The 24,587-nt window shown below is 48.2% G+C and carries 22 protein-coding genes; 14 read left to right on the forward strand and 8 right to left on the reverse strand.

Annotated features, from left to right (window positions below; genetic code table 11):
* The first annotated feature begins 32 nt into the window (after positions 1 to 32).
* The 4 genes from J2X05_RS07695 to rluB all read left to right on the forward strand — a co-directional run bounded on the left by J2X05_RS07695 (position 33) and on the right by rluB (position 3,785).
* A complete protein-coding gene (locus J2X05_RS07695) occupies positions 33 to 659 on the forward strand; it encodes an L-threonylcarbamoyladenylate synthase (protein ID WP_310070847.1) in 627 nt (208 codons plus the stop codon).
* Between the two features lie 230 nt (positions 660 to 889).
* Positions 890 to 1,708, forward strand: a complete 819-nt coding sequence (locus tag J2X05_RS07700; protein ID WP_310071346.1) for a segregation and condensation protein A — start codon at positions 890 to 892, stop codon at positions 1,706 to 1,708.
* Positions 1,705 to 2,640 (forward strand): SMC-Scp complex subunit ScpB, encoded by a 936-nt coding sequence (gene scpB / locus J2X05_RS07705; protein WP_310070849.1) that lies wholly within the window; start codon positions 1,705 to 1,707, stop codon positions 2,638 to 2,640. Before J2X05_RS07700 ends, scpB begins: the two co-directional genes overlap by 4 nt.
* A 227-nt stretch (positions 2,641 to 2,867) precedes the next feature.
* Positions 2,868 to 3,785 carry a 23S rRNA pseudouridine(2605) synthase RluB gene (rluB, locus tag J2X05_RS07710; protein ID WP_374725261.1) on the forward strand — a complete coding sequence of 306 codons (918 nt, stop codon included), beginning with the start codon at positions 2,868 to 2,870 and terminating at the stop codon, positions 3,783 to 3,785.
* Positions 3,786 to 3,853: 68 nt separating this feature from the next.
* Here the strand turns inward: rluB and J2X05_RS07715 are convergent, their stop codons facing one another.
* From J2X05_RS07715 to J2X05_RS07725, 3 genes are all read right to left on the reverse strand, one after another.
* A complete protein-coding gene (locus J2X05_RS07715) occupies positions 3,854 to 4,786 on the reverse strand; it encodes a GGDEF domain-containing protein (protein ID WP_310070852.1) in 933 nt (310 codons plus the stop codon).
* Between the two features lie 298 nt (positions 4,787 to 5,084).
* Positions 5,085 to 6,482 carry an ATP-binding protein gene (locus J2X05_RS07720; RefSeq protein WP_310070854.1) on the reverse strand — a complete coding sequence of 466 codons (1,398 nt, stop codon included), beginning with the start codon at positions 6,480 to 6,482 and terminating at the stop codon, positions 5,085 to 5,087.
* Entirely contained in the window at positions 6,482 to 7,189 is a 708-nt protein-coding gene (locus J2X05_RS07725; protein ID WP_310070856.1) for a response regulator, read from the reverse strand. Before J2X05_RS07725 ends, J2X05_RS07720 begins: the two co-directional genes overlap by 1 nt.
* A gap of 189 nt (positions 7,190 to 7,378) precedes the next feature.
* Between J2X05_RS07725 and J2X05_RS07730 the strand changes: the two genes are divergently transcribed.
* Together J2X05_RS07730 and J2X05_RS07735 are read left to right on the forward strand one after the other, a co-directional pair.
* Entirely contained in the window at positions 7,379 to 7,885 is a 507-nt protein-coding gene (locus J2X05_RS07730; protein WP_310070858.1) for a Spy/CpxP family protein refolding chaperone, read from the forward strand.
* 159 nt (positions 7,886 to 8,044) lie between these two features.
* On the forward strand, positions 8,045 to 8,587 hold the full coding sequence (locus J2X05_RS07735) for a flavodoxin (RefSeq protein ID WP_310070860.1): 543 nt from the start codon (positions 8,045 to 8,047) through the stop codon (positions 8,585 to 8,587).
* A gap of 53 nt (positions 8,588 to 8,640) precedes the next feature.
* Here J2X05_RS07735 and cmoB read toward each other — a convergent pair whose 3' ends face one another.
* Together cmoB and cmoA are read right to left on the reverse strand one after the other, a co-directional pair.
* On the reverse strand, positions 8,641 to 9,609 hold the full coding sequence (gene cmoB, locus J2X05_RS07740) for a tRNA 5-methoxyuridine(34)/uridine 5-oxyacetic acid(34) synthase CmoB (protein WP_310071351.1): 969 nt from the start codon (positions 9,607 to 9,609) through the stop codon (positions 8,641 to 8,643).
* A 23-nt stretch (positions 9,610 to 9,632) separates the two neighbouring features.
* Positions 9,633 to 10,367: a carboxy-S-adenosyl-L-methionine synthase CmoA gene (cmoA, locus tag J2X05_RS07745; RefSeq protein WP_310070865.1), complete on the reverse strand. Its 735-nt coding sequence runs from the start codon at positions 10,365 to 10,367 to the stop codon at positions 9,633 to 9,635.
* 159 nt (positions 10,368 to 10,526) lie between these two features.
* Between cmoA and J2X05_RS07750 the strand changes: the two genes are divergently transcribed.
* From J2X05_RS07750 to J2X05_RS07775, 6 genes are all read left to right on the forward strand, one after another.
* A complete protein-coding gene (locus J2X05_RS07750; RefSeq protein WP_310070868.1) occupies positions 10,527 to 12,308 on the forward strand; it encodes a bifunctional diguanylate cyclase/phosphodiesterase in 1,782 nt (593 codons plus the stop codon).
* Between the two features lie 95 nt (positions 12,309 to 12,403).
* On the forward strand, positions 12,404 to 14,050 hold the full coding sequence (locus J2X05_RS07755) for a response regulator (RefSeq protein WP_310070873.1): 1,647 nt from the start codon (positions 12,404 to 12,406) through the stop codon (positions 14,048 to 14,050).
* A gap of 2 nt (positions 14,051 to 14,052) precedes the next feature.
* Positions 14,053 to 14,775 carry a sensor histidine kinase gene (locus J2X05_RS07760; protein ID WP_310070876.1) on the forward strand — a complete coding sequence of 241 codons (723 nt, stop codon included), beginning with the start codon at positions 14,053 to 14,055 and terminating at the stop codon, positions 14,773 to 14,775.
* 88 nt (positions 14,776 to 14,863) lie between these two features.
* A complete protein-coding gene (locus tag J2X05_RS07765; RefSeq protein ID WP_310070878.1) occupies positions 14,864 to 15,745 on the forward strand; it encodes an FHA domain-containing protein in 882 nt (293 codons plus the stop codon).
* A gap of 74 nt (positions 15,746 to 15,819) precedes the next feature.
* A complete protein-coding gene (locus tag J2X05_RS07770) occupies positions 15,820 to 17,124 on the forward strand; it encodes a DUF5610 domain-containing protein (RefSeq protein ID WP_310070881.1) in 1,305 nt (434 codons plus the stop codon).
* Positions 17,125 to 17,185: 61 nt separating this feature from the next.
* Positions 17,186 to 17,434: a glutaredoxin family protein gene (locus J2X05_RS07775; protein WP_310070883.1), complete on the forward strand. Its 249-nt coding sequence runs from the start codon at positions 17,186 to 17,188 to the stop codon at positions 17,432 to 17,434.
* A gap of 8 nt (positions 17,435 to 17,442) precedes the next feature.
* Here J2X05_RS07775 and J2X05_RS07780 read toward each other — a convergent pair whose 3' ends face one another.
* On the reverse strand, positions 17,443 to 18,681 hold the full coding sequence (locus tag J2X05_RS07780; protein ID WP_310070886.1) for an EAL and HDOD domain-containing protein: 1,239 nt from the start codon (positions 18,679 to 18,681) through the stop codon (positions 17,443 to 17,445).
* 227 nt (positions 18,682 to 18,908) lie between these two features.
* On the opposite strand from J2X05_RS07780, the gene J2X05_RS07785 reads away from it, so the two are divergent.
* Positions 18,909 to 19,847, forward strand: coding sequence for a chemotaxis protein CheV (locus J2X05_RS07785; RefSeq protein WP_310070889.1), 939 nt, complete (start codon positions 18,909 to 18,911; stop codon positions 19,845 to 19,847).
* Positions 19,848 to 19,932: 85 nt separating this feature from the next.
* On the opposite strand, the gene J2X05_RS07790 is transcribed toward J2X05_RS07785, so the two are convergent.
* Positions 19,933 to 21,933, reverse strand: a complete 2,001-nt coding sequence (locus J2X05_RS07790; RefSeq protein ID WP_310070892.1) for a transglycosylase SLT domain-containing protein — start codon at positions 21,931 to 21,933, stop codon at positions 19,933 to 19,935.
* A 218-nt stretch (positions 21,934 to 22,151) separates the two neighbouring features.
* Between J2X05_RS07790 and J2X05_RS07795 the strand changes: the two genes are divergently transcribed.
* Positions 22,152 to 24,077, forward strand: coding sequence for an ATP-binding cassette domain-containing protein (locus J2X05_RS07795; protein ID WP_310070895.1), 1,926 nt, complete (start codon positions 22,152 to 22,154; stop codon positions 24,075 to 24,077).
* Between the two features lie 29 nt (positions 24,078 to 24,106).
* On the opposite strand, the gene J2X05_RS07800 is transcribed toward J2X05_RS07795, so the two are convergent.
* A complete protein-coding gene (locus J2X05_RS07800) occupies positions 24,107 to 24,565 on the reverse strand; it encodes a universal stress protein (RefSeq protein ID WP_310070898.1) in 459 nt (152 codons plus the stop codon).
* Positions 24,566 to 24,587 lie beyond the last annotated feature (22 nt).

Here is a 24,587-nt window from a genome sequence, read left to right on the forward strand (position 1 = left end):
GTGATGGGCGAGTGTCGTAAGGAGTCATTGCAATGGCCCAGTTTTTTCAAATACATGCCGAAAACCCGCAGCATCGTTTAATTGTTCAGGCCGCTGACATTGTCCGTAAAGGCGGATTGGTGGTATATCCAACCGATTCTGCCTACGCACTTGGCTGCCATATAGGAGACAAAGATGCACTGGAGCGCATTCGTACACTGCGCAAGCTCGATAAAAACCATAATTTTACGCTGATGTGTCGCGATCTTTCCGAGATCGCCACTTATGCGCGCGTTGATAACCAAGCCTACCGGTTAATTAAAAACCATACGCCTGGTGCCTATACGTTCATCCTTGAGGCGACTGCCGATGTCCCGCGGCGATTGATGCACCCGAAGCGCAAAACCATTGGTTTGCGTGTGCCGGATAATCCAATTGCGCTGGCTTTGCTGGAAGAATTGGGGGAACCCTTGATGACCAGCAGCCTGTTGTTGCCAGGTGAAGAGTTTCCTATGACCGATCCCTATGATATCCGCGATACCCTGGAGCACTTTGTAGAGTTGGTGATCGATGGGGGTTATTGTGGACTTGAGCCTACCACTGTTATCGATCTTACCGAGCCACTGCCGCAACTGGTGCGCCAAGGGAAGGGTGACTTCTCACCTTTTGATTCTAACTAATTGATCTATAAAGGAGTTGGTTGTCGAGCTAGCGTGCTGTCCGGCGCCTCGTGAAATGGCTATAATGCCGCCCTTGTTATCCGGTGCTACGACGAGGCCGCTGATCCTACTGACTAACCTGTGAGTTACCTTGCGTGAGTGAAACCCTCGAAACCTCTACGTCTTCGGATCTTGTTGCACCACCAGAGGCAATAACTGAAGCCGGCGCAGTCACCAATGAAGAGCTAGTTGTGGAACCAGCGAGTGCGCATGTACAAAAAGGGCCCCAGCAAGGTGAAATGCCTTTTGCCATGGTTCACGGCAAGGCCTACACCCAGTTGCCACAGGATTTATATATTCCGCCCGATGCACTGGAAGTATTTCTGGAGGCATTTGAAGGCCCCTTGGATTTATTGCTGTACCTGATTCGCCGCCAGAACATCGACATCCTCGATATCAATGTCTCGGAAATTACCTCTCAATACATGGCCTATGTTGATTTGATGGAAGCGCATCAATTCGAGCTGGCGGCAGAGTATTTGGTGATGGCGGCTATGCTTGCCGAGATTAAATCGCGCATGCTATTGCCGCGCTCTTCGGAAGAGCATGAAGAAGAGGAAGATCCGCGTGCATCGCTCATTCGTCGTTTGCAAGAATACGAACGGTTTAAGCAGGCGGCAGTTGATTTGGACCATGTGCCGCGTGTATCCCGCGATGTGTTCCCGGTTACTGCCGCAGGTCCTGACCGCAGTTTGACGCGGCTCGATCCGGATGTGGAATTGCAGGAATTATTATTGGCGCTCTCGGAAGTATTGCGCCGCGCTGATATGTTTGAAAGCCATCATGTATCCAAGGAAAAACTCTCCACGCGCGAGCGTATGGCGCAGGTGCTGGATACATTAGCGCATCAACATTTTGTTCCCTTTGTCAGCCTGTTCAAAGCGGAAGAAGGGCGCCTTGGGGTTGTCGTCACCTTTCTCGCGGTGATGGAATTGATTAAGGAATCGCTGGTGGAAATTGTTCAAAGCGAATCCTTTGCACCTATTCACGTAAAAGCCAGAACACAATGACAAACGAAATTGATATCGCAGAAGATGCTCTTGATGAGGATCTGGATTCATCTACTGAGGTAGGTGAGGAGGCCGGTGAAGAGTCGCGTGCACTGCACGAAGAGTCTGATACGGAAGAGTCGGCAACTGTTCCCGTTACACAAATGCCGGTTGATGCAGAACTGCTGCGCAAGATTATTGAAGGCGCGATTTTGGCTGCAGGCCAGCCGATGACTATTGCACGCTTGCTGGAACTGTTCGATGAAGAAGTAGCGCCAAGTAAAGATGAGATTGCTGCAGCCTTACTCGATATTCAGGCGGCCAGTGCCGAGCGCGGATTTGAATTAAAAGAAGTGGCCTCTGGTTGGCGCTTTCAGGTGCGCGATAATCTTGCGCCCTGGGTAAATCGTCTGTGGGAAGAAAAACCGCAAAAATATTCGCGCGCATTGCTCGAAACCTTGGCGTTGGTTGCGTATCGCCAGCCAATTACGCGCGGCGACATCGAAGAGATTCGCGGCGTAGCTGTTAGCTCTCATATCATGAAAACCTTGTTGGAGCGCGATTGGGTCAAGGTAGTCGGGCATCGCGATGTTCCCGGCCGTCCATCACTCTTTGCGACCACGCGCCAATTTTTGGATTATTTCAATTTAAAAAGTTTGGAAGAATTACCGTCGCTGAGTGAAATCCGCGATCTGGATGAATTAAATCCGGTGCTGGATTTAGGTGAGGCAGGTTTGGGAGAGAAAGATACAGATCCGCCAATTCCAGATGAAAATCCACCTGTTGCTGCCAGTGAAGTTGATGCTGAACCAGTAGACACACAAGCCGCTTTTTACGAAGAAGGTTTTGTTGATGGTGAAGATGCTTTTGTCGATGTAGAGGAAGATGCAGCTGTTGCTGACTCTTCAGATACAGAGACAATAAACAATGAAGAAGAACCCCGCAGCGATTAGCTGCTTAATAATCTATGGTGAAGAAAATCAACCGGGATAAACCTGAAAAACCTACCAAGGCTGTGAAGCCAGTAGTTGCTGGAAAAGCGAAATCTGCCGACAAAAAAGCAGCGACCGCTAAACCGGCAAAAGCCAATCCGACTCACAAGCGTGATCTAGTTGATCGCCCTGCAAAATCAACAACGGGCAAGCCTGCGCATAAATCTGCCGCGTCACCTAAAACAAAAGTGGCCCAAGCTGCAGATGAAAAGACATCAGTAGCAGTGCCCGGTGATGAAAAGTTACAGAAAGTGCTCGCCCGCGCAGGTATTGGTTCACGCCGTGAAATGGAGCGTGCAATTGAAGCTGGCCAAGTAAAAGTTAATGATAAAATCGCCAAATTGGGCGATCGCGTTATGCCGCAAGACAAAATTTTCGTGAACGGCCAGCGGGTGGTGTTGCGCAGTGAGCTAACGCGTCGCCGGGTGATTTTATACAACAAACCCGAGGGTGAGATTTGTTCGCGCTCTGATCCTGAAGGCCGCCCGACTGTATATGACCACTTGCCGCCATTAAAAGGTGAGCGTTGGATTTCAGTAGGCCGCTTGGATTTTAATACCAGTGGTTTGCTGTTGTTTACCAACGATGGTGAGTTGGCTAACAAATTAATGCATCCATCTTCCGTTATTGACCGCGAATATTTGGTTCGTATTCAAGGCGAAGTAACGGATGATATGCGCACCAACCTGTTAAAAGGCGTGGCGCTGGATGATGGTGTTGCGCGCTTTACCGATATCGTCGATGGTGCTGGCGAAGGCAAAAACCGCTGGTTCTATTGTGTGGTAATGGAAGGACGTAACCGTGAAGTGCGCCGCCTGTGGGAATCGCAAGGTGTGAAAGTGAGTCGCCTGAAGCGTGTTCGCTATGCCAATATTTTTATTCCTTCGCACGTGCGCGTTGGCCAGTGGACTGATCTTACCGAGCGCGAAATCCAGGATCTGTGTATGACAGCGGGTTTTGATAGCTCAACCTATACTCGGATGATGGAACCTACACGCGATGAAGCAGCGCAGCGTGAGCGCCACGATAAAAAATTACGCGCCGCTTCTGCAGCACCGCGCCGCCCGAAAGTCCCCGTGCGCAAACGTCCACCTATAGTGGAATAAGTTAGTTATCTGCAATAAAAAAACCACGCTGAGTAAGCGTGGTTTTTTATTCCAGAGTGATTAATCCATTACGATTTGATGAGTATTTCATCGCTGCTAATAACACAATTTCTGCCTGAGTTTTTAGCGATATAAAGTGCCTTGTCTGCGCGCTCAAATAAATCATTGATATGTTCTTTTTCGTTGCTGTGGCGTGTTGCTATGCCGATACTCACCGTAGTATCTATGGTCTTTCCATTATATTTGATATGGCTTTCAGCAATTTGCTGGCGAATACGTTCAGCTATAATTTTTGCTCCTTCAGCGTCTGTTTTTCCCAGCACCACTACAAATTCTTCACCGCCGTAGCGGAAAGTAATGTCTGAACCACGGCAAGCCGATTGGATTCCCTTGGCAATTTCACACAGCACCAAATCGCCGCGGTGATGGCCGTATTCATCATTAATTTTTTTGAAGAAATCTACGTCTACCATCAAAAGCGATAGCTCGTGCTGATGGCGCTCAGCCATTTGTAATTCGCGGCGCAGGGCGGTGTCCAGTGCGGCGCGGTTACCAAGTAGTGTCAAAGGATCGAGCAAGGCAAGACGCATCGCTGTTTGATAGCGGATGGCATTACGCAATGGGTAGATAAGTGAACTGAGTAAAAACTCCAGGGTAATTAGCTCTGCCTCCGCAAAGCGTTTACTGCGGCTAAAAATAATCTCGCCCAGATAACCTTCATCAGTTGTAAGGCGATAGTCGCAATGATGTAAGCATTCACGTCCAATTTTCAGCTCGCTGCTGCCATTGCCAAATTTAAAAAGAATGCCGGACAGGCTGACAATGGCTTGGATATGTGTGTAAAACAGATTGAGTACTTCTGCCGGGTCCAAACTCATTTGCAACGCTTGTGCAAGGCGAATGCGGGTAGTGAGTTCCTGCTCCGGGGTCAGTGGGATGAGAGGGATAGTGCTTGCGCCGTTTGCCTTATGGGCATTGGTCACCATGGTCATGTCCCGCATAATCTTTACCTGTCACGTTAAAAGTTGTTCGTCGCCCACTTGCCGCTTTTGCTTATTCAGGCGCCTGTGACAGACATTTAGCGAAATTCATGCCATCTACTTTTTATTTGTAAATACCTTTATATATCATATAGATAGGCGATTAGTCTAAAGTCAGTTGTAGATATTTTCGCCAAAAAAATAGCGTGGTTTTTTTGTACTGGCGGAAAGAGTTTGCCGCTAGCCAAAAGTTTGTCGGCAAGAATTGATCCAATAATGGCGGTAGTACTCGTGCGGAGAAATGTGGGTTAAGTAGGCATTAGCCTTTAATTTGTGGCAGTAATATACCCAAGCTGAGGCCGCCTTCAGGGCGGTTTTCAGCCCAAATACGCCCACGGTGTAATGAGACGCTACGCTGGGCAATGGCCAGCCCAAGGCCGTAACCACCGCTTTCGCGCGCGCGCGCCTGGTCAGTGCGGAAAAAGGGTTGGAAAATATCCTCCAGTGCATCTTCAGGAACCCCGGGGCCCTGGTCCATTATGTCTACGCGGTAATGCTCTCCGTCCCCCGTTTCAGTCAGGGCGATGCAAATCTCGGAATTTTCCGGTGTGTAGAGCAGGGCGTTGCGCAGGGTGTTTTCAAACACACCAACCAGCATATTGCCGTGAGTAGCAACCAGTGCTTCTTCCAGCGAACATTTAAAGCGAATGTTGACATTTTTTGCGTAGGCTTCTGCCTGGTAATCGTCCATGAGTGTTTGCATCAGGCTCACTAAATCCAACACGTCATCCAACACCCAACTGTCCTGGCCTTGTACTGGCAGGGTGAGAATATCGGTAATGATGTCGTTGAGATAATCGGCCGCTTGTTTGATACGGTTTAATTCATGGTCAACAATTCCATTGCTGCGCTGCCGCGCCAGTGCCAGTGCAATTTGCAAGCGAGCGAGCGGCGTGCGTAATTCGTGTGACACATCTTTAATTAAACGCTTCTGTTCCTGCATGGATTTTTCGAGGCGTTCCGTCATATGGTCAAAGTCGCGCCCCAGTGCTGCGATTTCATCGTTGCGGCCGCGAAATTGTTCGCTGATGCGCACACTCAAATCACCCCGTGCAATTTGATGAGTGGCTTTTTGTAGTGTGTTGATACTGCGAGTGAAATGGCGGGCCAGGAAGAAGCAGGCGGAACCGCTGACTAAAATCGATACCAGTAGTAGCGGCCAAATATTATCGAGAAATAATTCCCAAATAATATCGCGATCCTGCCCCTCGTCGCGCCCGGCAGAAATCGTAATTAATTTCACGCTGTTACCATCGTTCAGGGTGATGTAGCGACCAAAGAGCTTTCGGTTGCGGTCCTGTACCTTATCGAACGGATGTTTGAATGTGAGGCGCGGCGCGAGAAACATAACGCCAGGTGGAAGAGGGCGGTCGAGCAGGTCGCGGTTTTCTTTATCGATAACATACACAAAACGAGTTGACCATGCGGGCATTGCACGCAAATCCTGAATCAATTGCCGGGTATTGCGGTTAACGGCATTACCCACCATTTGAAACAGCAAACGCTTGGCTGGATCATCGTCACTGGCTTCACTGCTGTGTTGCAGGTTGCCATCCGGCGCCATATCAAACCAATGCACAACTATATTGGTGCCGATAATAATCGCCACCGTGATTAACCAAAAGGTAAAAAAGATTTTTAAATAAAGACGGGTCATTAATTTACGGATTCATCATCATTCATGGTCAGCATATAGCCTGCGCCACGCACGTTGATAATCAAATCCTTTGACGAACCTGCTGCGGTAATTTTTTTGCGGATATTGCTTACATGCACATCGATACTGCGATCGTAAGGCGTGAGTTTGCGGTTGAGTGCCTGTTCAGTCATATCATCTTTGCTGATTACTTGACCAGCGCGACGAACAAGAATTTCCAGCACGCTGAATTCGGTTCCAGTGAGCGGAACCTCATTGTTATCCCAAGTGGTTGTGCGCGTGCCTAAATGCAGGGATAACTTTCCAGATGCAAGGCGCTCGATGCTGCTGGGCGTTACATCTTTTTGGTTGGCGCGGCGCAATATAGCGCGAATACGTGCAACCAATTCGCGCGGATCGCAAGGTTTGGATAAATAATCATCTGCACCGATTTCAAGCCCAATTACGCGGTCAACTGTATCGCCTTTGGCTGTGAGCATAATCACAGGAGTTTGGCTGTGTTGGCGTAAATTTTTCAGCACATCAAAACCATTGCGGACGGGCAGCATCACATCCAGCACAATGACAGAGTAGGGTTGTTTGAGCGCAAGCTCTAACGCCGTTTGGCCGTCATAAGCGGTATCAATTGCGAAACCTTCCGTTTGCAGGTATTCGCTCAGTAATTGACTGAGTTCTTTGTCGTCGTCGATGAGAAGAACTTTAAGCATAGCGATTTACAGTCCCCGATGATGGAAGGCGGTGAGTGTGCACCAGCCCCCGATGAGAGTCATGATTCTTTGGTTTTCATTAACCAATCTTAACATTATAGCCACCATAATGAATTCACTGGCTCTGATTCTGGAGTCTGCGTTTAAGCGACCTATTTAATTAGTCCAAAGTATCCAGAGGATATTGATATGAAATCGAACAAAGCATTAGTGGCTGGTCTGTTGTTGTTGTTAAGTGCTGCCAGTATAGCTGTGCCGACCATAGCCGGTGGCGCAGGGAAAAACTGTGAGGGCAAGCATCATGCGGCCAAATGGGCTGAGCATGACGGTTTTGCGGGCCGCGAATTCAGGCATCTCGGCCAGGAGTTAACATTGACAGATGCGCAAAAGGAAACTTTGAAGGCACAACGTGAAGCTAATGAATCTGCACGCGAAGCCCTTCATACAAAACTGGCGGATGCGCGCAGCGCATTGGCAACAGCTGTGGATGCCGGTGCCAACGATGCCGAACTCAATGCTCTGGCTGATAGCTTGGGCAAGTTGCACGCGGAACAGGCACTGGCAGGTGCTAAAGCGAAAAAAGCGTTCTTAGCCGTGCTGACGGAGGAGCAAAAACAAACCTTGGCAGAAGCGAAAACCAAGCGTTTGGAGCGTAAGGCCGAACGCAAAGAGGCACGCGAAGCAGCTAAAAGTTAAATCACAGGCCAGGAATACTGCTGGTTTCACCTATAACCCCGGCTTGCCGGGGTTATTTATTTTCAGGGTGCAAAATGTGGGCTTGCTTGCGCGAGCTAATCTTGGGAAAATCCGCGCCGTTTTTCCCTATCCCTATTTTCCCTGTATCCCGAGGTTATCGTGGCCCAGATTGGTCTGTTTTTTGGCAGTGACGAAGGCAATACCGAGCGTGTCGCTTATCGTATTCAACAGCGTTTCGGGGCTGATGTTGTCGATGTACGTGATATCGCCGACGTAACCCAGTTGGATTTTGCCAACTACGACAAGATTATCCTCGGTATCCCCACTTGGGACTTTGGCCAAATCCAATCAGATTGGGAAGAGTTTTGGGATGATATCGCGGCAGTGGATTTCTCCGGCAAACAGGTGGCGCTTTTTGGTTTGGGTGACCAATTCGGTTACGGCGATTATTTTCTTGATGCCATGGGCATGCTGCACGATGTCATTATCCAAACCGGCCCGGAAATTGTTGGGCACTGGCCGACGGAAGGTTACGAGTTTGAAGCATCCAAGGCAGAAATTCCCGGTACTGGTATGTTTGTCGGCTTGGCGCTGGATGAAGACCAGCAAGAAAATTTAAGCGCGGATCGATTGAATCGCTGGTGCACACAAATTCATGTCGAATTTGGTTTGGATACACCGCTGGAAATGTTGGACGATTAAGCTGTTCTTCTGCATTGGAAAATTGGGCGCTGCGTGCGCCCATTTTTTTTACATTATGCTTCTGCAACAAACACCGCCCGAATCGGCGCCGGATGTCCCTCGGCAGTTAATGATGAATCTTCCGGATGTAAAAATTCCGGTAACGAGTGAAAACGCATCCATTCTGTTGCGCGCTGTTCTTCCGTTGTTGTTGGGCACACATCCACTACACGCGGATTGCTAAACCCCATTTTGCGCAGCCAGGACAGCATGGTGTCGCAGCTCGGCAAAAACCACACGTTGTTCATCATACCGTAGCGACCCTCGGGCACTAATACATCACCCAGTTTTCCTTCAATCACCAAGGTCTCAAGCACCAGCTGTCCGCCGGGGCGCAGTGTATTTTTTAATTCGAGTAAATGATCCATCGGCGAGCGGCGGTGATAAAAAACGCCCATGGAAAAAACCGTATCAAATGCCTGCAATTTTTCCGGAACATCTTCAATACCGACTGGCAGTACATCGACGGGATAATTGGCACCGGCAAAATGTTTGATCATATGGAATTGCACAATAAAACGCGGTGATGGATCAATTCCAATCACGCGTTTTGCACCGGCACCTAGCATTCTCCAGCAGTGATAGCCGTTGCCACAACCCACATCGAGAATTAAGCGGTCTTTTAGTGGGGCGAGATGGGGTAAGACGCGGTCCCATTTCCAATCCGAGCGCCACTCGGTATCAATATGGATATCGTGAACAAAGTAGGGGCCTTTGCGCCAGGGAATTAATTCCTGCAAGACACTGCGAATTTCTGCACGTGTTGTTTCATCGCAATCGCTGCTGTGGCCGATGCGCACCTCTTCAGTGAGCGCAATCCGTGAGCCTTTTACGGTCGGAAGTTTTGCGAGCGATTGCTTCCAACCAGCTAAATCGCCGTAGCGTTTTTCACAAAGTCCGGCCGCGATTTGCGCAGGCAGTTGCTCGGCCCAACCAGCAAGAGGCGAATCCTTAAGTGCATTCAGTAATTGATCGTAATTAATCTGTGTCACAGTCTTTACTTACTCTATTTAATTGCAATCAGCGATGCAAAATTAAAACATTGAAACCATACATCAACACTGTTGAAGCCCGCTTGGCGCAAGCGTTGGCGGTGTGCATCAAGTGTTTCGGGAATTAAATAGTTTTCAATCGCGGCGCGCTTCTGCGCAATTTCCAAATCACTGTAGCCGTTGGCGCGTTTGAAATTGTGGTGCAATTCGGTCATCAAGTGTTGATGGGGTTCATCATCAAAAGCGACTTTTTCAGAGATGATTAATACTCCACCGGGATTTAATCCTGCGCAGATACTGCGCAGCATTTCCAGTCGCTCTTCAACGGGAATAAATTGCAAGGTGAAATTGAGCACAGCCATTGATGCGTTGTGCAATACCACATCTTGAATTTGTGCTTCTACCAATTCGACGGGAACTTCACCGCTATCAGCCGCTATCACTTGTTGGCAGCGCGCGATCATTGCCGCTGAATTGTCCACACCAATAATTTTACAATCCGCTGCCTGAATACGGTGGCGCATCGCAAGCGTCGCTGCACCTAACGAGCAGCCCAGGTCATAACACTGGCTATTGGCTTGTACATAGCGTTCAGCGAGATTGCCAATCATATTAATAATGGTGGCATAACCGGGTACAGAGCGTTTGATCATATCGGGGAATACATCTACCACGCGCTGATCAAATGCGAAGCGACTGACCTCTGCCAGCGGATTGGCATAAATGGTATCGGGGTTTATATCGTGCATATTCTTGACTGGTTAATGGCGTAGTGGGCGAGGTAAAACAGGTGCGCGCATTGTAACCTTCATTGATTGTGACAACAAATTGAGAAATTCATAAAACTGTCATATTTCCGCAGGAATATTCAGTTTACTCACCCATAGTCGATATCAAGTTGTCATCTTATGTCTTTGCAGAACCCTGTGTTTAATCAAACCACCCTGCAAAAGGAATTACGCCGTTTAATTGAATTCAAACTTCTGACTCCGGTATTTCAGCCGATAATCGCGGTGGAGAATCCGCGTATTATTGGTTATGAGGCCTTGATTCGCGGACCTGAAGATAGCCCCCTGCATAAGCCGGATGCACTCTTCGCAGTTGCGCGGGAGTCACGTCTACTGGCTGCATTGGAATTTGCCTGCCGGGAAGTATCTTGCGAGCGTTTTGCCGCATTGAGTTTGCCCGGCAAACTTTTTCTTAATATGAGCCCCATTAGTTTTACCGATAGCCAATATCGCGATGGCGTCACGCGTGAAATTTTACAGCGCGTCGGTTTAAGTGCGGAACGTTTGGTATTTGAGTTAACCGAAAGCCAACCGCTTGATGAGCTGGATTTATTGCGTGCGGCTTCTGATCACTTCCAGCGGCAAGGCTTTGCTGTAGCGCTGGATGACTTGGGGGCGGGTTATGCAGGGCTGCGTGTGTGGAGTGAACTCTGTCCTGATTACGTCAAAATTGACCGTCATTTTATTTCCGGAATTGACAAAGATCCGGTCAAACGCGAGTTTGTGCGCGCGATGTTGGATATAGCACATCGCATGGGACATAAAGCCATCGCAGAGGGAATTGAAACGGGCGCGGAATATGCCACTCTGGTCACTATGGGGGTCGAGTATGCGCAAGGTTATTTTATTGCGCGTCCGCAGGCATTACCGCCGCTCGAATTGCCCACTGCCATTGCAGGATACGCCGGTAACTCCGTACGACGTTACCAGGACCATTTCACTCGCACTGTGCGCGAAATTGTAATGGATTCTGTACAGGTAACATCGACAACTAATGCTGAAACTGTGGTGAAAATGTTTCGCGCCGACGTGCGTTTAGCCTGTGTTCCTGTGGTTGATGGCGATATTCCGTTGGGCATGGTCAGCCGGGCAGAAATCCTCAATATTTTTTCGCGCCGATTTGCCCATGAGTTGCATGCACAAAAACCCATCCGCGACTTTATTAGTCCGCTATCCATCATTGTTGATGTAGGGACTGATCTAAAAGTAGTGGGGCAGCTTATCAGTGAAGATCCGCAGCAAAACCTGAGTGTCGATTTTATTGTGAGTGACGCCAATCGATATCTCGGTGTTGGCAAAGTGCGCGACCTATTGCGTGCGATTACCGAAGAAAAATTGCGTGTTGCCCGGCATAGCAATCCGCTCACGCAATTGCCGGGCAATGTACCGCTATATGAGTGGGTTGATCATTTACTGCTGCACAAAAAAGAATTTGTGGTGGCCTATTGCGATATAAATCATTTCAAACCGTTTAACGATGCATTTGGCTATAGTGCGGGTGATGAAGTCATTTTGCAGCTGAGCCGAATACTGTGTGACTGCGTAGACACAGCCAGCGATTTTGTCGGTCACGTCGGTGGCGACGATTTTATTTTAGTGTTTGGTAGCGCGGACTGGCAGCAGCGCTGCGCGCAAATATTGGTCAGGTTTGAGGCGGCCAGCAGCCAATTTCTTCCACTCGAATCCACAGAATACTGGAGTGTTGATCGGCAGGGGCAGCGCCAAAAATTTGGTGCGCTAACCCTGGCAATAGGGTGCGTAGCGCCCGATCTGGAGTTTTGTAAAACCCATCATCAGGTATCCCAACTGCTGGCCGAGGCAAAACACAGCGCCAAAATGCAGGGCGGCAATAATCTTTTCCAATCTCGCCGACGCAAGCCGCAGCTGGCACGTACTGACTAAACAGGGGAGGGAGGCGGTAGACCGACGGGAAAAATCTGTAGCAGCCTGAAAATCCTGGGCTATTCTTAGTCTAATTTCGTTATGGAGGTGGACTAATGGCTGATCTTGGCTACTACAAGATGCACGCGCTAATCGTCGATGATTTTGAGAATTTTCGCGGAACTCTCTACAAAATGCTGATGGATCTGGGAATTGGCAACGCCGATTCGGCAGCCAGTGGTGAAGAGGCGCTACGTTTTTGCAAAGCGCGTAGTTACGACATAATTTTGTGCGATAACAATTTAGGCAAGGGCAAAAGTGGCCAGCAAGTATTGGAAGAATTGCGCTCTACTGACAACCCTTGTTCGGACAGCTTGTTTATTCTTGTCTCCGCAGAAAATAGCAAAGGCACCATTATGGCGGCTTACGACTATGAGCCGGATGCCTATCTCGCCAAACCCATTACTCCTAAGGCACTGGATCAGCGCCTTGGCCGTTTGATTGAACAGCGTGTGGAGTTAAAAGCAGTGCATGCCGCCCAGAAATCGGGGGATGACGAACTGGCAATTACGCTTTGCAAAGAGCTCGTTGCGTCAGGTAGTCGCTACGCCAATGCCTGTCAAAAATTACTGGGGCAGTTATATCTAAAAAAAAATAATTTGACCGCAGCTGAAGCAGTTTATCGCGCAGTGCTCGATAATCGCGAGCTGGAGTGGGCGCAATTAGGTATGGTGAAAACCAAATTAGCGCAGAATGATCTGCTAGGTGCACAGCAATGGTTGGAAAATATTTTGCAGGCAAACCCACTGTGTATGAAAGCATACGATTTGCAAGCCGATTTATACAAGCTGCAAAACGATTCGGAAGGTTTGCAAAATGTATTGCAGAAAGCTACTGATATTTCCCCGCTTTCCATTCTGCGCCAGCAGGCATTGGGGGATGTCGCACAACAAAATAATGATTTGGTCACCGCCGCCAACGCCCTTAAACGCGCTGTTAAGCTCGGGGAAAATTCCTGCTTTGACAAAGCTGAGGTTCACTCGCTTTTTGCACAGACGACGATTGATTTATTTTCAATTGATAAAGAATTGGCCAAACCATTAATCCGTGAAGCCATAGCCTGTGTTAACAACCTTGAAGAGAACTTCGGCAAAACTAATTTGCGCAAGGTTGAATCCTTACTGCTAGAAAGCCAATTGCAGGTGTGCGCTGGTGACCAGCGCCGTGCGCAAGATGCATTGGCAAGCGCGCAATCATCGCTAGGCGATACAAAAGATGAAGATGCGCTATCGGTTCAGATTGAATTGGTGCGTACTCTCCGTTTTATCGGTAAAACTGACGATGCCCAACGGCTGTTGGGCGATTTACTGCATCGCTATGCCGGTAAGGAAGAACAATTGCAGCGTTTGGATGTACTGTTGGATGAGCCGCGCAGCGAGAAAAATAAACTCATGGTGGCAGAGATCAACAAAAAGGGAATCGCTTTTTATAATGCCAAAGATTTCACTGCCGCCGCTGATGCATTCAAAACTGCCTTGCAAAAACTACCGAATCATATCGGACTGCGTTTGAACTACGTGCAGGCCATGATTGATAAATTAAAAACCCGCTTTGAATCCAGTGTAAGTGAAAAAATTCAACAGACCTTTACTAAAACCAGCGCCATCATTTCCCAGCAGCATCCGCAATTCCAACGTTATCGCCAGTTGAATGATGTTTACAACAGTCTGGTTAGGGCTTATGAAAAAGACAAGCGAGGTTAATTGTGAATTCACCATCTGAACAAAAAAACGGTAATGAAAACTATGGGCAAACACCCATTGATTTTTCATTTGTCCTCGCCTCCAGTGTACATGACATGAAAAACTCGCTGGGGATGTTGTTAAATACCCTGTCCGCCATGATGACCAGTTCACCGCCGAAAGATGCAGAACAGGCGCGCTTTTTTTCGGTGTTGGAATACGAGGCAGCGCGCATCAATGGCGAGTTGGTGCAGTTGCTGTCGCTCTATCGTATGGATGAGAACACTATGTCGGTAGTGATTGATGAACACCATGCGATCGATATTATCGATGAACAAATTGCACGCAACGATACCTTGTTGAAGTCCCGCAATATTGACGTGCAGGTGGATTGTGACAGCGACTTGATTTGGTATTTTGATAATGAATTGATTGGTGGAGTGCTGAATAATTTAATCGTAAATTGCGCGCGCTATAGCCGTAAGCAACTGTTGGTGAGTGCAACAGAAGAAAATGGTTTCTTGTGTATTTCTGTTGCGGATGACGGACAGGGTTATCCGGACAACATGCTGATGGGGTCCTTGCCGCAAACACCTGTGTCATTTAGCTCAGGCAATACACGGTTAGGATTGTTATTTACACGCAAAGTATTGGAATTACATAAATCCAAAAAGGGGCAGGGCTATATGACAATTGCCAACAACGGTCCCTTAGGGGGAGGGGTGTTAAAACTCTATTTACCGTGATGGCGCTGCCTGATTGAGGTGTTGAAATCACAGTGCGGCTATTGCATTATCACAGCCCGTTTCGGTTTTTGCTTTCAGGTTAAATTTTATGCTTAAAATCCGCTTTAAAGATAATAAATACAATGCGGTATGGCTGGTGGAGCCCAAGATCACCATAGGCCGTTCAGCGACTAATGCGCTGGTTATTGATGATCCTCTCGCCAGCGATGTACATATGGAGGTGCTGGTTGATAACGAGCATCTCACCTTGCGCAACCTTATTCCAACCCAGCCCATTATCGTTAATGGTCAAACTGTTACCGGAGCGTGCGAACTTAAGCCGGATGACCAAATCACCCTTGGCCAAGTGGAATTGGTTGTGATCGACCCCAAGCGTGAGGCCAAGGTTATTGCCGAGGAGTCGGCTAATGTCACCCAATTACGTGCCCCCAAGACAACGGGGTGGTCACTTAAAGCTAATCACACCGCCTTGGCAAACCGTGTTTTCCCACTCAAAGAGTTAAATGTCATCGGCCGCGCCAGCGAATGTGATATCAGTTTGGCTGCTGCGCATTTATCCCGTCGTCATGCGCAATTACAAATTATTGATGGAATGCTGTTCGTAAAAGACCTGGATTCAGCCAATGGCACCTTCCTCAACGGTAAAAGGGTTGCCGAAGCGCGGGTTAAACGTGGTGACGAATTGCGTTTTGATGCGCTCACCTTTGGGGTGATGGGTCCCTCCGATGACATGGCCAAAACAACCGTTCGCAAAGTGCCGGTCAAAGTAGAAGTGGTAGAAGCCAAGCCCAAAGCCAGCCAGCGTGAAAAAGCTATAGCGCCAACCAGGGCCTCCTCTCCTAACCGCGCAGCCGCAGGTAGTCAGCCTAAAACGGCTCCGCAGGAGAATAGTAAGGGGAAATACGGTCTTATTTTTCTGGGTGTGCTGGCCGTTGTGGTTATAACAGCCCTGTTCTTAACGCGAAAATAAGTATTGAAGCTTTGCAGGAACCAGTCGATAACCTGTGATGCTACAGACAGCTATGGCTGCACACAGGTGAATTTATGAATATTTCCTCGCTTAACAACCCCTCTGTTAATAACCCAGGGCGTAGTGACAGTAATCTTCCGCAGATAAATACGGTCAATACAGCCACCCAAGGCAATTCGTACAAAGCACCAGAGGTGAGCGGAGCTGACTCCTCCAGTTTGTACGATAAACGGCAAACAGCCCTGCAAATCGTCAACCGCACGCTGACCATGGCCTATGAAAAAATCAGCTCACGCGGCCAGGCAGCCAGTGCCGAGTACGAAACGTTTGAGCCGCTAACAGCGGAAAAGGTGGCCAATAACATCCTTGGTTTTATCGAGCGGCGGTTGCAGTTGGATGTCGCCGAAGGAGCAAGCCAGGAAGAGCTGCAAGCGCGTCTTGATGCTGGCTTGGCCGGGTTTAAAAAAGGCTTTGCAGAAGCAAGCGAGAAACTCGAAGCGCTGAGTTTACTATCCCCTGAGATAACAGCAGATATCGGCAAAACCTACGATTTGGTGCTGGAAGGTGTCGATGAATTGCGCTCCAAATTTATCCAGTCAACTGAGGTTGAATCCGACCAACCCGTATCCAATCAACCCGCAGAAGTATTGAAAACAGCGGAGCTTAAAAAGGCACCAGCCAAACTCGATGTACCAGAATTTTTACCGGCGACCAGTAGTTATCTTGGCTACAGCAATTACGAATATGGCCGTGCGCGTGAATTCAGCTTTGAACTGACCACGAAAGAAGGCGATAAAGTGACTATCAAAGCTACCTCCAGCGAGGGCTTAGCAGTCGAGGCGGCACGTGCGGGACGTGGCAATAATTCAGTTGGTGCACTCAATGCCAGTTACAGCTCCAGCCAATCATTCTCTCTCTCTATTGAAGGCGAATTGAATGAAGATGAGTTGGGTGCAATTAATGATTTACTTGGAAGAGTAAATGATCTTGCCAGCGAATTTTTTGAGGGTGATTTGGATGTTGCGTTTGATCAGGCAATGAATTTAGGTTACGACGCCGAACAAATTGGCAGCTTCGCGCTAAATTTGGCGCAAGCAGAAATCCAGCAAGTAACCCAAGCCTATCAAACTTTTGAGCCAAGCCGTGCAGACGGTAATTCTGGTAAGCCAGAATTGTTAGCGGATAAGTTATTGCCATTGGGTAATTTTATCAAGGATCTGCTTGCCAGTTTGGACCGTGCTGCTGAGTTCAATGAGCCGAAATCGCTCTTGGCCAATATGGCAGAAAAAGTGACCGGTAAAGAGACCGAGGTAGATCAACAGCAAGGCAAACGTTTCCGCGATTTTATGGAGCAAATATTTGCGCTGGATCTGGGTTAATTTTTCAGTGAATTACACGCCCCTGAACTGATACACTGCCATTTTTTCTGCGGTGTTGTGTATGCAATCAATTTACCTCTACTCAACCCCTGGCTGTCATTTATGCGAGATGGCCAGGGAGATTGTTTCCCCCTTATTGAATAATTACTCGCTGTATTTGGAAGAAATTGACATCGCTGAATCGGATGAGTTGATCGAGCGCTATGGGGTAAGAATTCCGGTATTGAAATCTCCGCGCCACATCGATGAACTAGGCTGGCCCTTTGATTCAAATCAGGCCGCTAACTTTCTCGCACGAATTACTATTTGAGTGAATTGTTATTTTCCGCCAGGTGCCAGCCCCAAAGTATTCATGGTTTCTGCCACCCAATGTAATGAATCCACATAAATCTCTGCAATGAGTTCCGGGGTTAGCCCCAGCTCTGCCAGATGATCCCAGTCAATATCCTGCCAGTTGCCTTGCTCGTGTGCTTGCACTACCTGCAGCACCAACCCCTCCGGACCGGCATGCGTTAGCATCGCTTGGTTGAGCGATTCGCTGAGCGAAAGATTACCTAATAATTCTTTCAGTGGTGTATCGAGAAAAGCATCCAACGTTGACAATAACCCCACCGTGAAAAAAGAGTCTGGTCGATTTCGCTGATTCATTTTAGTGGCTATAGTTTCACACATGCGCGCACGTGTTAATGCCGCCACACTAAGCTCATGTGGCTTGCCACTCAAATTGGAAAGAGCTAACAAGTTGACCCAGTTCCTCAGTTTATTTAACCCGAGCAGCATAATTGCCTGCCGCAATGACTCTACATCGCGCGATAAACCGAAGGCTGCTGAATTAACCAGACGCAATAATTTAAAGCTCAAGAGGGTATCGCGCGCGATCATTCGTTCAATTTTTTCGAGCGGCGCATCCTGGTCGTGTAATGCAGATAACAATTGCAATACCGATTGTTTGTTTTCTGAAATTTTTCGCCCGGTAATAACCCGGGGTTTGGCTAAAAAATAACCTTGAAACAAGTCAAACCCCAATGCTTTGCATTGTTCGAACATTTCATAGGTTTCCACTTTTTCTGCAATCAAGGTGATACCAAAAGGTTTCAGGTAATCAATATGGTGTTGCAGTTTTTCAGGCGATAAGCTCAACACATCCAATTTGATAATGTCTGCATAGGCCACTAGGCTTTCGCTATTTTCGTCCAGCTCAAAATCATCCAGCGCTATGGTGTAACCTTGTTCGCGCAATTGCTTCAGTGAATGCAGCATAGAGGCATCAACCCGCTGGCCTTCAAGCACTTCAATAACCAATTTTTGGCGATTAAACGGTGGGGGAGAATTGAGCAGAGTGCGCGTAAAGTTAACAAACGCTTTGTGTGTGCCAACTACCTGCTCGATGGATAACTCAGTAAATGCGTTAAGCAATACTTGAGAACTGGCTGCATCGCCATCACTGGAGGCAATAAATTTTAAATCGCTATTGCGACAAAGTAACTCGTAAGCAACGACTTGCATATTGCCATCAAAAATAGGCTGACGAGCGAGAAGAGGGATGGCTTCGGTCATAGAATAGACGGATTGATTAATTGTTGTGTTTGGAAAGATCCGCTTCCGGCGATCTGCGCAACTCACTAGGAAGTGTAGCTGGCAACCGTCAGCTTACAACTGTAGCGGTAAGAATCTCTCTTATTTGGCGGCGCTGAAATTCAAGCTCACCGCAAAACTTTGCCTATACTCATAGTGTTTTATGGCAAGTTTCTTTGCAGAAACTGTAAAAATTGATGGTAACAACCATGTCCAAGTTATTAGATTCTATTGATCAACGCACCCGTTTGGTGGGCGAAAACCGCCTTGAGCTGCTTATGTTTCGTTTGGGCGGACGGCAATTATTTGCCATTAACGTCTTTAAGGTGCAGGAAGTAGTTAAGGTTCCAACCCTGCGCCATGTACCGCATAGCCATCCCCATATTCGCGGTGTGGCGCACTTGCGCGGCCAAACCGTTCCCGTAATAGACTTGCGTGCTGCGATTGGAATGAGTGAATTGAAAGAGTTGGAGAATGCCAATCTGATTGTGGCTGAGTACAATCGGTCAGTTCAGGCATTTTTAATTGGTGCAGTTGACCGTATCGTGAATCTCAATTGGGAGCTAATTCTGCCTCCACCAAAAGGAACGGGGCGCAGTCATTTCTTAACGGCCATCACTAAAATCGATGAACAATTAGTAGAAATCCTAGACGTTGAGCGGGTACTTGCCGACATCATTCCCTATAACACTACCGTTTCCGATGAAGTGCTGGACTCTGATTTGGCTGCAGAGGCAAAAAAGCGCAAATTAAAAGTGTTGCTCGCAGAGGATTCACCAACGGCGGTGAAACAAGTAAAGGAAACATTAAGCAATATTGGAATAGAAGTGTTGTCGGTTCAGGATGGCTTGCAAGCTTTGAAAATGCTGCAGCAGTGGACTGCCTCCGGGCGCAAAGTTACCGATGAAATTTTAATGCTGATAACCGATGCTGAAATGCCGGAGATGGATGGTTACCGGTTGACTGCGGAGGTGCGTAAAGACCCGGCATTGGCAAATCTACATGTGGTATTGCACACATCACTCAGTGGCAGTTTTAACAAGGCGATGGTTGAAAAAGTGGGCTGTAATGATTTTCTATCCAAGTTTCAGCCCGATGATTTGGCCGCAGTTGTGCAAAAACGCTTACGTGAATATCTAAAAAAATAAGTTGAGCCGAGTAAAAACATTGATTGTAAAAAGCCGCACCGAGAAATTCAGGAGCGGCTTTTTATTATCACACTTATCAGCGGGGTCACAATTGGCGACTTGCTTCCGCCGGCGTTACAAAATTAGTTTCTTGTCCTAAACGATAGGCGTAAATAACCGAAAACGATAATATGTTTTGGACATAACCACGAGTTTCTTTGTAAGGAATGGTTTCGATCCAGACATCGTAAGGTAGTTGTGCGCCTTTATCTTTATTTAGCCATTTTTTCACCCGGGTTGGCCCCGCATTATAGGCGGCGGCAGCGAGTATCCGGTTGCCATCAAATACACCTAGCAAGTGATCCAAATATCGGCTGCCCAGTGCGATATTTTTTTCCGGCGTCACCAAATCTTGCAGCGTAAAACTCAAACCATTTTTTTGTGCTGTTTGTTTGGCGGTTGCTGGCAATAGTTGCATTAACCCAACGGCGCCAGCGGTTGATTTTGCATCGTGTACAAACGCACTTTCCTGGCGGGTTACCGCAAAAATAAAAAGTGGGTTTACAGAAGTTTGTTTCGCTGCTTTTGCTACATGCTCCTTGTATACGATGGGGAAGCGCACTTGTAAATCATCCCAATATTGCGCATCTGCCATCACCTGAATGCCGTTGCGATACCAGCCCAGTTTTTCAGCCAAACGCCCGGCGATCACCATTTTCTCCAAAGGCATACGGCGGGTTGTATGAAAAAATTCACGATTGGCTGCACCCAGTTCGCCACGCGCAAAAAATTCACGTGCGCGCAGTATCCCCTGGGCATTTTCTACTTCAGCAATTTGCTCGCTGGTGAATGTCATAGGACGATCTAACAAGTGATAATTCACCCCGGTTTTATCTGCCGCTAAAAATCCATAGAAGCTTCTGGCTGGTGCTACGCTACTATAAATACTGGCAGGGGTTTCGCCGTTGATTTCTTTTATTTCTAACTCTTCCATTGTGCGGGCTTGCCAGTAGCGCCAGCGCTCGGTTTTGCGCGCATCTTCCGGCAAACGTGCAAGCCATTCGTTAACACGCTCCCAATCCTGCTTGCGCAAAGATTCGCGCAGCAACCATTCAAGCAAATCTACCCGCGTTAAATTAGGCGTGGACGCCACTAATTTTTCAGCGTCAACTTCATGGTCCTGATAAAGTAAACGCAGCGCTATGTGATATTTGAGATTAACGCGATCATTGTCATCAAATAATTGCTGCGCATCATACGTGTGCCAAAGTGCGAGTGCTTCTTTGGCGTTGGTGCGTGCTAATTTTTCCAAGCCATGCAAGATGACGGTCTTCATTTTTGGTGATTGTTTGGAAAATTTTCCTGTTTGTTTTAACAAGCGAGGGTTGGCATCGACTTGTTGCAACAAGGCTGCCATAGGGCGATCAACCGCCGGCAACAGATTTGTCAAATAGCTGGTTAACCCTTTGTCGGCTGCAATTACTGCCTTGAGGTGGCGCTCCCAAATTAACTCGGGAGTCATCAGCCCAGCTTTTTTCCATTCTGCAAACACCGGGTCGCAGGCTTTGGATTGTGCTTGCTCGATGTTCCAGCGCGGCGCCACATCATTAAGTGCTGTTTTATCGCCAGTTGCTAGACGCGCGCGCAAATGTAGGCACGCCAGTTCCGGATCAGTGAGGCGGTTGTCGTAGTATTTCAGATAATCGCTCCAGCGCTCGCGCTGTGCCAGAGTGCGCAACCAACGATGCGTCAATCGCTCGGACAGGAAAGAGTCGGGGTAACGTGCAAAAAAAGTATCAACATCCTGCTTGGGTAAATTGATCAAGCGCGGAGTGAGCTCCTGATATTCAAGATAGGGTAGCAGCGGATAATGCTGCAGTTGTTTAAGCAAACTGCGATATTCCGTCATGCTTTTCGCATTGAGAGCTTTTTGTGCCTGCGCGTATTTTTGCCGTTCGATTTGCCGAGGGTCTGGTTTTGCGGTCGCTGTTTTGGCGGTTGTTTTGGTTGTCGACGCCGTTGCGGCTTGGGCGCTAGTCACAGCTGTACTGCCAACGAATACGCTGGCACTCAACGCTACCGGCCAAAGTATTTTTGAAAACCTCATGGATACCTCAAATTATTATCAAACCCGGGCGGGTTGGTTATGCCTTTCTGGTGGGATATGATGCGGCACTTTTTGCGCCTGCTGAGCGGGCGTCGTGATAATGTCGCCAGTCATATGAACCACTTTAGCCGTTAGCTAAATCTCATTTGAGAATAACAGCCCATTGGTGCTTCTGCCAGTATCATTTTCGTTGAAAAACTACCTGAATTATTCCTTCTATGTCTTTGATTAAAATTGAAAAAGCCGGGCTCAGTTATGGCCTGCAAGTACTCCTCGATGGTGTTGAACTCAGTATTGAGCGCGGTCAGCGCCTGTGTTTGATTGGACGCAACGGCACGGGTAAATCCAGTTTACTCAAAGTGCTCGATGGCGAAGTCGATCTGGATAAAGGTGAAGTCATCCGCCAGACCGGAATCCGCATCGCCCGACTGGAGCAAGACTTACCAGAAGCAGATGACCGGTTAGTGTTTGATGCAGTTGCTGCAGGTGCAAAAGGGGTAGGAGAGCTGCTGGCAGAATATCGTTTGCTCTCCCATGCGCATGACATCAGTGATAGCCAATTGGCGCGAATGGCAGATTTGCAGCATCAAATTGAAGCCAATGACGGTTGGGCATTGCAGCAGAAAGTGGATGAAATTATCTCCCGCCTCGATTTGCCGGCCGAACGCTACATGCGCGAACTTTCCGGTGGATGGCGCCGCCGCGTTGCGCTTGCCCGCGCACTGGTTATCGAACCCGATGTGCTTTTGCTCGATGAGCCAACCAACCACTTGGATATTGCTGCGATCGAGTGGCTGGAAAAACAATTGCTCAATTACAACGGTGCGCTGGTGTTCATCACCCATGACCGTTCACTGTTACAAGCATTGGCCACTCATATTGCAGAGCTGGATCGCGGCCACTTGCGCTATTGGGAGGGGGATTACAACAGCTTTTTGGTGTATCGAGAGCAGGCCCTTGCCGATGAAGCTCGCCACAACGAATTATTTGATAAGCGGCTAGCGCAGGAAGAAGTCTGGATTCGCCAAGGCATTAAAGCCCGTCGCACTCGCAATGAAGGCCGCGTGCGCGCCTTAAAAGCCTTGCGTGAAACCCGCTCGCAGCGCCGTGAAGTTGTCGGCAAAGCCAATTTTACACTGGCATCCGGAGGTGATTCGGGCAAGTTAGTTGCTGATTTGGTGGATGTTTCCTATTCGTGGGGCGATAAAAAAATCGTCAACCAATTTTCGACGCGCATTATGCGCGGTGATCGTATTGGTTTAGTCGGCGCCAATGGCGCAGGAAAAAGCACACTGCTGAAATTAATTCTCGGTGAATTACAACCGCAATCGGGCAGCGTGAAACTGGGTACCAATTTGGAAGTTGCGTATTTCGATCAGCTGCGCGATCAACTGGATCTCAACAAAAATGCGGTCGATAACATCGCGGGTGGACGCGAATTTATAGATATCGACGGAAAATCAAAACATATTTTTTCTTACCTGAGCGATTTTTTATTTAGCGGTGAACGTGCGCGTACACCGCTACGCGCGTTGTCGGGCGGTGAGCGCAACCGCGTATTGCTCGCCAAATTATTCAGTAAGTCCGCGAACTTATTGGTGTTGGATGAGCCGACCAATGACCTGGATGTAGAAACACTTGAGCTGCTGGAAGATATCCTCACTGAATATACTGGCACACTGTTACTGGTCAGCCATGACCGGGCATTTTTGAATAACATCGTATCCAGTGTTATCGCCTTTGAAGGGCGCGGCAATGTACTTGAATACGTCGGGGGCTACGACGATTGGATCCGTCAGGGCGGTAAATGGACCCAGGCAGATGAGCTACCAGCGGCGATTGCTAATGCACCGGTTGCTGAATTAAAAAAAGCGGAGGTGGTGGAAACTGTCAGTGCTAAAGCCCCAGCCAAACTAAAAAAACTCAGTTACAAATTTCAAAAAGAATTTGATGAGCTGCCCCAAAAAATTGAATTAATTGAAAAGCAATTAAATGAGTTGCAGTCCATCACAACTGCCAGTGACTTCTACAGCCAAGCCGCTGCAGTAGTAGAGGAAAAGTTACAGGAACTGGCTAAAGTGCAACAACAACTCGACGATTGTTTCGAGCGCTGGGCGGAATTGGAAGATATGCAGCAGGAATAGTAGGAGTTTTAAATCGCTACCGGTGAAGCCTAGGCCTCACCGGTTTGTTTTTTTACCAGCACAGCTAGCACATCGCAGGTCGCCCCATGCAAGACACTGTTGGGTGTGGAGCCGAGTAGTAGCGCAAAACCTTTCCGGCCATGACTGCCCACGACTATTAAATCAGCCGATTCCTGCTCGGCGAGATAATGCAGTTCGGCGGCGGGCTGGCCAACCAAAACATGTTGCTGCAAGATGGGGTAGTTGGTTGATTTCGCCAGCAACGCCAAATCAGCTTCTGCTTTCTGCACCTGCTGTTCTTGCACCCCGGTTAAATCTACCGGCATGTCGCCGCCATAAGCAAACGCAATTGGCTCTAGCACATGGGCGAGCGTGAGCTTGGCATTACAGGCTTGGGCTATCGCAGCAGCGCGGCGAATCACGGGCGGGCAATCCTCAGAGAGATCCACGCCAACAATAATATGTTTGTAATTGATAGCTTCTGTCATGATTCCCATCCTCGGCAAAAGT

Origin of the sequence: Cellvibrio fibrivorans (assembly GCF_031457055.1) — a bacterium.
Classification (GTDB): Bacteria; Pseudomonadota; Gammaproteobacteria; order Pseudomonadales; family Cellvibrionaceae; genus Cellvibrio; species Cellvibrio fibrivorans.

Excerpts from the sequence above, each read along its gene's own strand:
- scpB (WP_310070849.1), top strand. The coding sequence starts at position 1,705 with ATGACAAACGAAATTGATATCGCAGAAGATGCTCTTGATGAGGATCTG.
- J2X05_RS07720 (WP_310070854.1), bottom strand. The coding sequence starts at position 6,482 with ATGACCCGTCTTTATTTAAAAATCTTTTTTACCTTTTGGTTAATCACG.
- J2X05_RS07755 (WP_310070873.1), top strand. The coding sequence starts at position 12,404 with ATGGCTGATCTTGGCTACTACAAGATGCACGCGCTAATCGTCGATGAT.
- J2X05_RS07785 (WP_310070889.1), top strand. The coding sequence starts at position 18,909 with ATGTCCAAGTTATTAGATTCTATTGATCAACGCACCCGTTTGGTGGGC.
- J2X05_RS07725 (WP_310070856.1), bottom strand. The coding sequence starts at position 7,189 with ATGCTTAAAGTTCTTCTCATCGACGACGACAAAGAACTCAGTCAATTA.
- J2X05_RS07765 (WP_310070878.1), top strand. The coding sequence starts at position 14,864 with ATGCTTAAAATCCGCTTTAAAGATAATAAATACAATGCGGTATGGCTG.
- J2X05_RS07775 (WP_310070883.1), top strand. The coding sequence starts at position 17,186 with ATGCAATCAATTTACCTCTACTCAACCCCTGGCTGTCATTTATGCGAG.
- J2X05_RS07695 (WP_310070847.1), top strand. The coding sequence starts at position 33 with ATGGCCCAGTTTTTTCAAATACATGCCGAAAACCCGCAGCATCGTTTA.
- J2X05_RS07790 (WP_310070892.1), bottom strand. The coding sequence starts at position 21,933 with ATGAGGTTTTCAAAAATACTTTGGCCGGTAGCGTTGAGTGCCAGCGTA.
- J2X05_RS07715 (WP_310070852.1), bottom strand. The coding sequence starts at position 4,786 with ATGCGGGACATGACCATGGTGACCAATGCCCATAAGGCAAACGGCGCA.
- J2X05_RS07730 (WP_310070858.1), top strand. The coding sequence starts at position 7,379 with ATGAAATCGAACAAAGCATTAGTGGCTGGTCTGTTGTTGTTGTTAAGT.
- J2X05_RS07750 (WP_310070868.1), top strand. The coding sequence starts at position 10,527 with ATGTCTTTGCAGAACCCTGTGTTTAATCAAACCACCCTGCAAAAGGAA.
- J2X05_RS07770 (WP_310070881.1), top strand. The coding sequence starts at position 15,820 with ATGAATATTTCCTCGCTTAACAACCCCTCTGTTAATAACCCAGGGCGT.
- J2X05_RS07780 (WP_310070886.1), bottom strand. The coding sequence starts at position 18,681 with ATGACCGAAGCCATCCCTCTTCTCGCTCGTCAGCCTATTTTTGATGGC.
- cmoA (WP_310070865.1), bottom strand. The coding sequence starts at position 10,367 with ATGCACGATATAAACCCCGATACCATTTATGCCAATCCGCTGGCAGAG.
- J2X05_RS07800 (WP_310070898.1), bottom strand. The coding sequence starts at position 24,565 with ATGACAGAAGCTATCAATTACAAACATATTATTGTTGGCGTGGATCTC.
- J2X05_RS07795 (WP_310070895.1), top strand. The coding sequence starts at position 22,152 with ATGTCTTTGATTAAAATTGAAAAAGCCGGGCTCAGTTATGGCCTGCAA.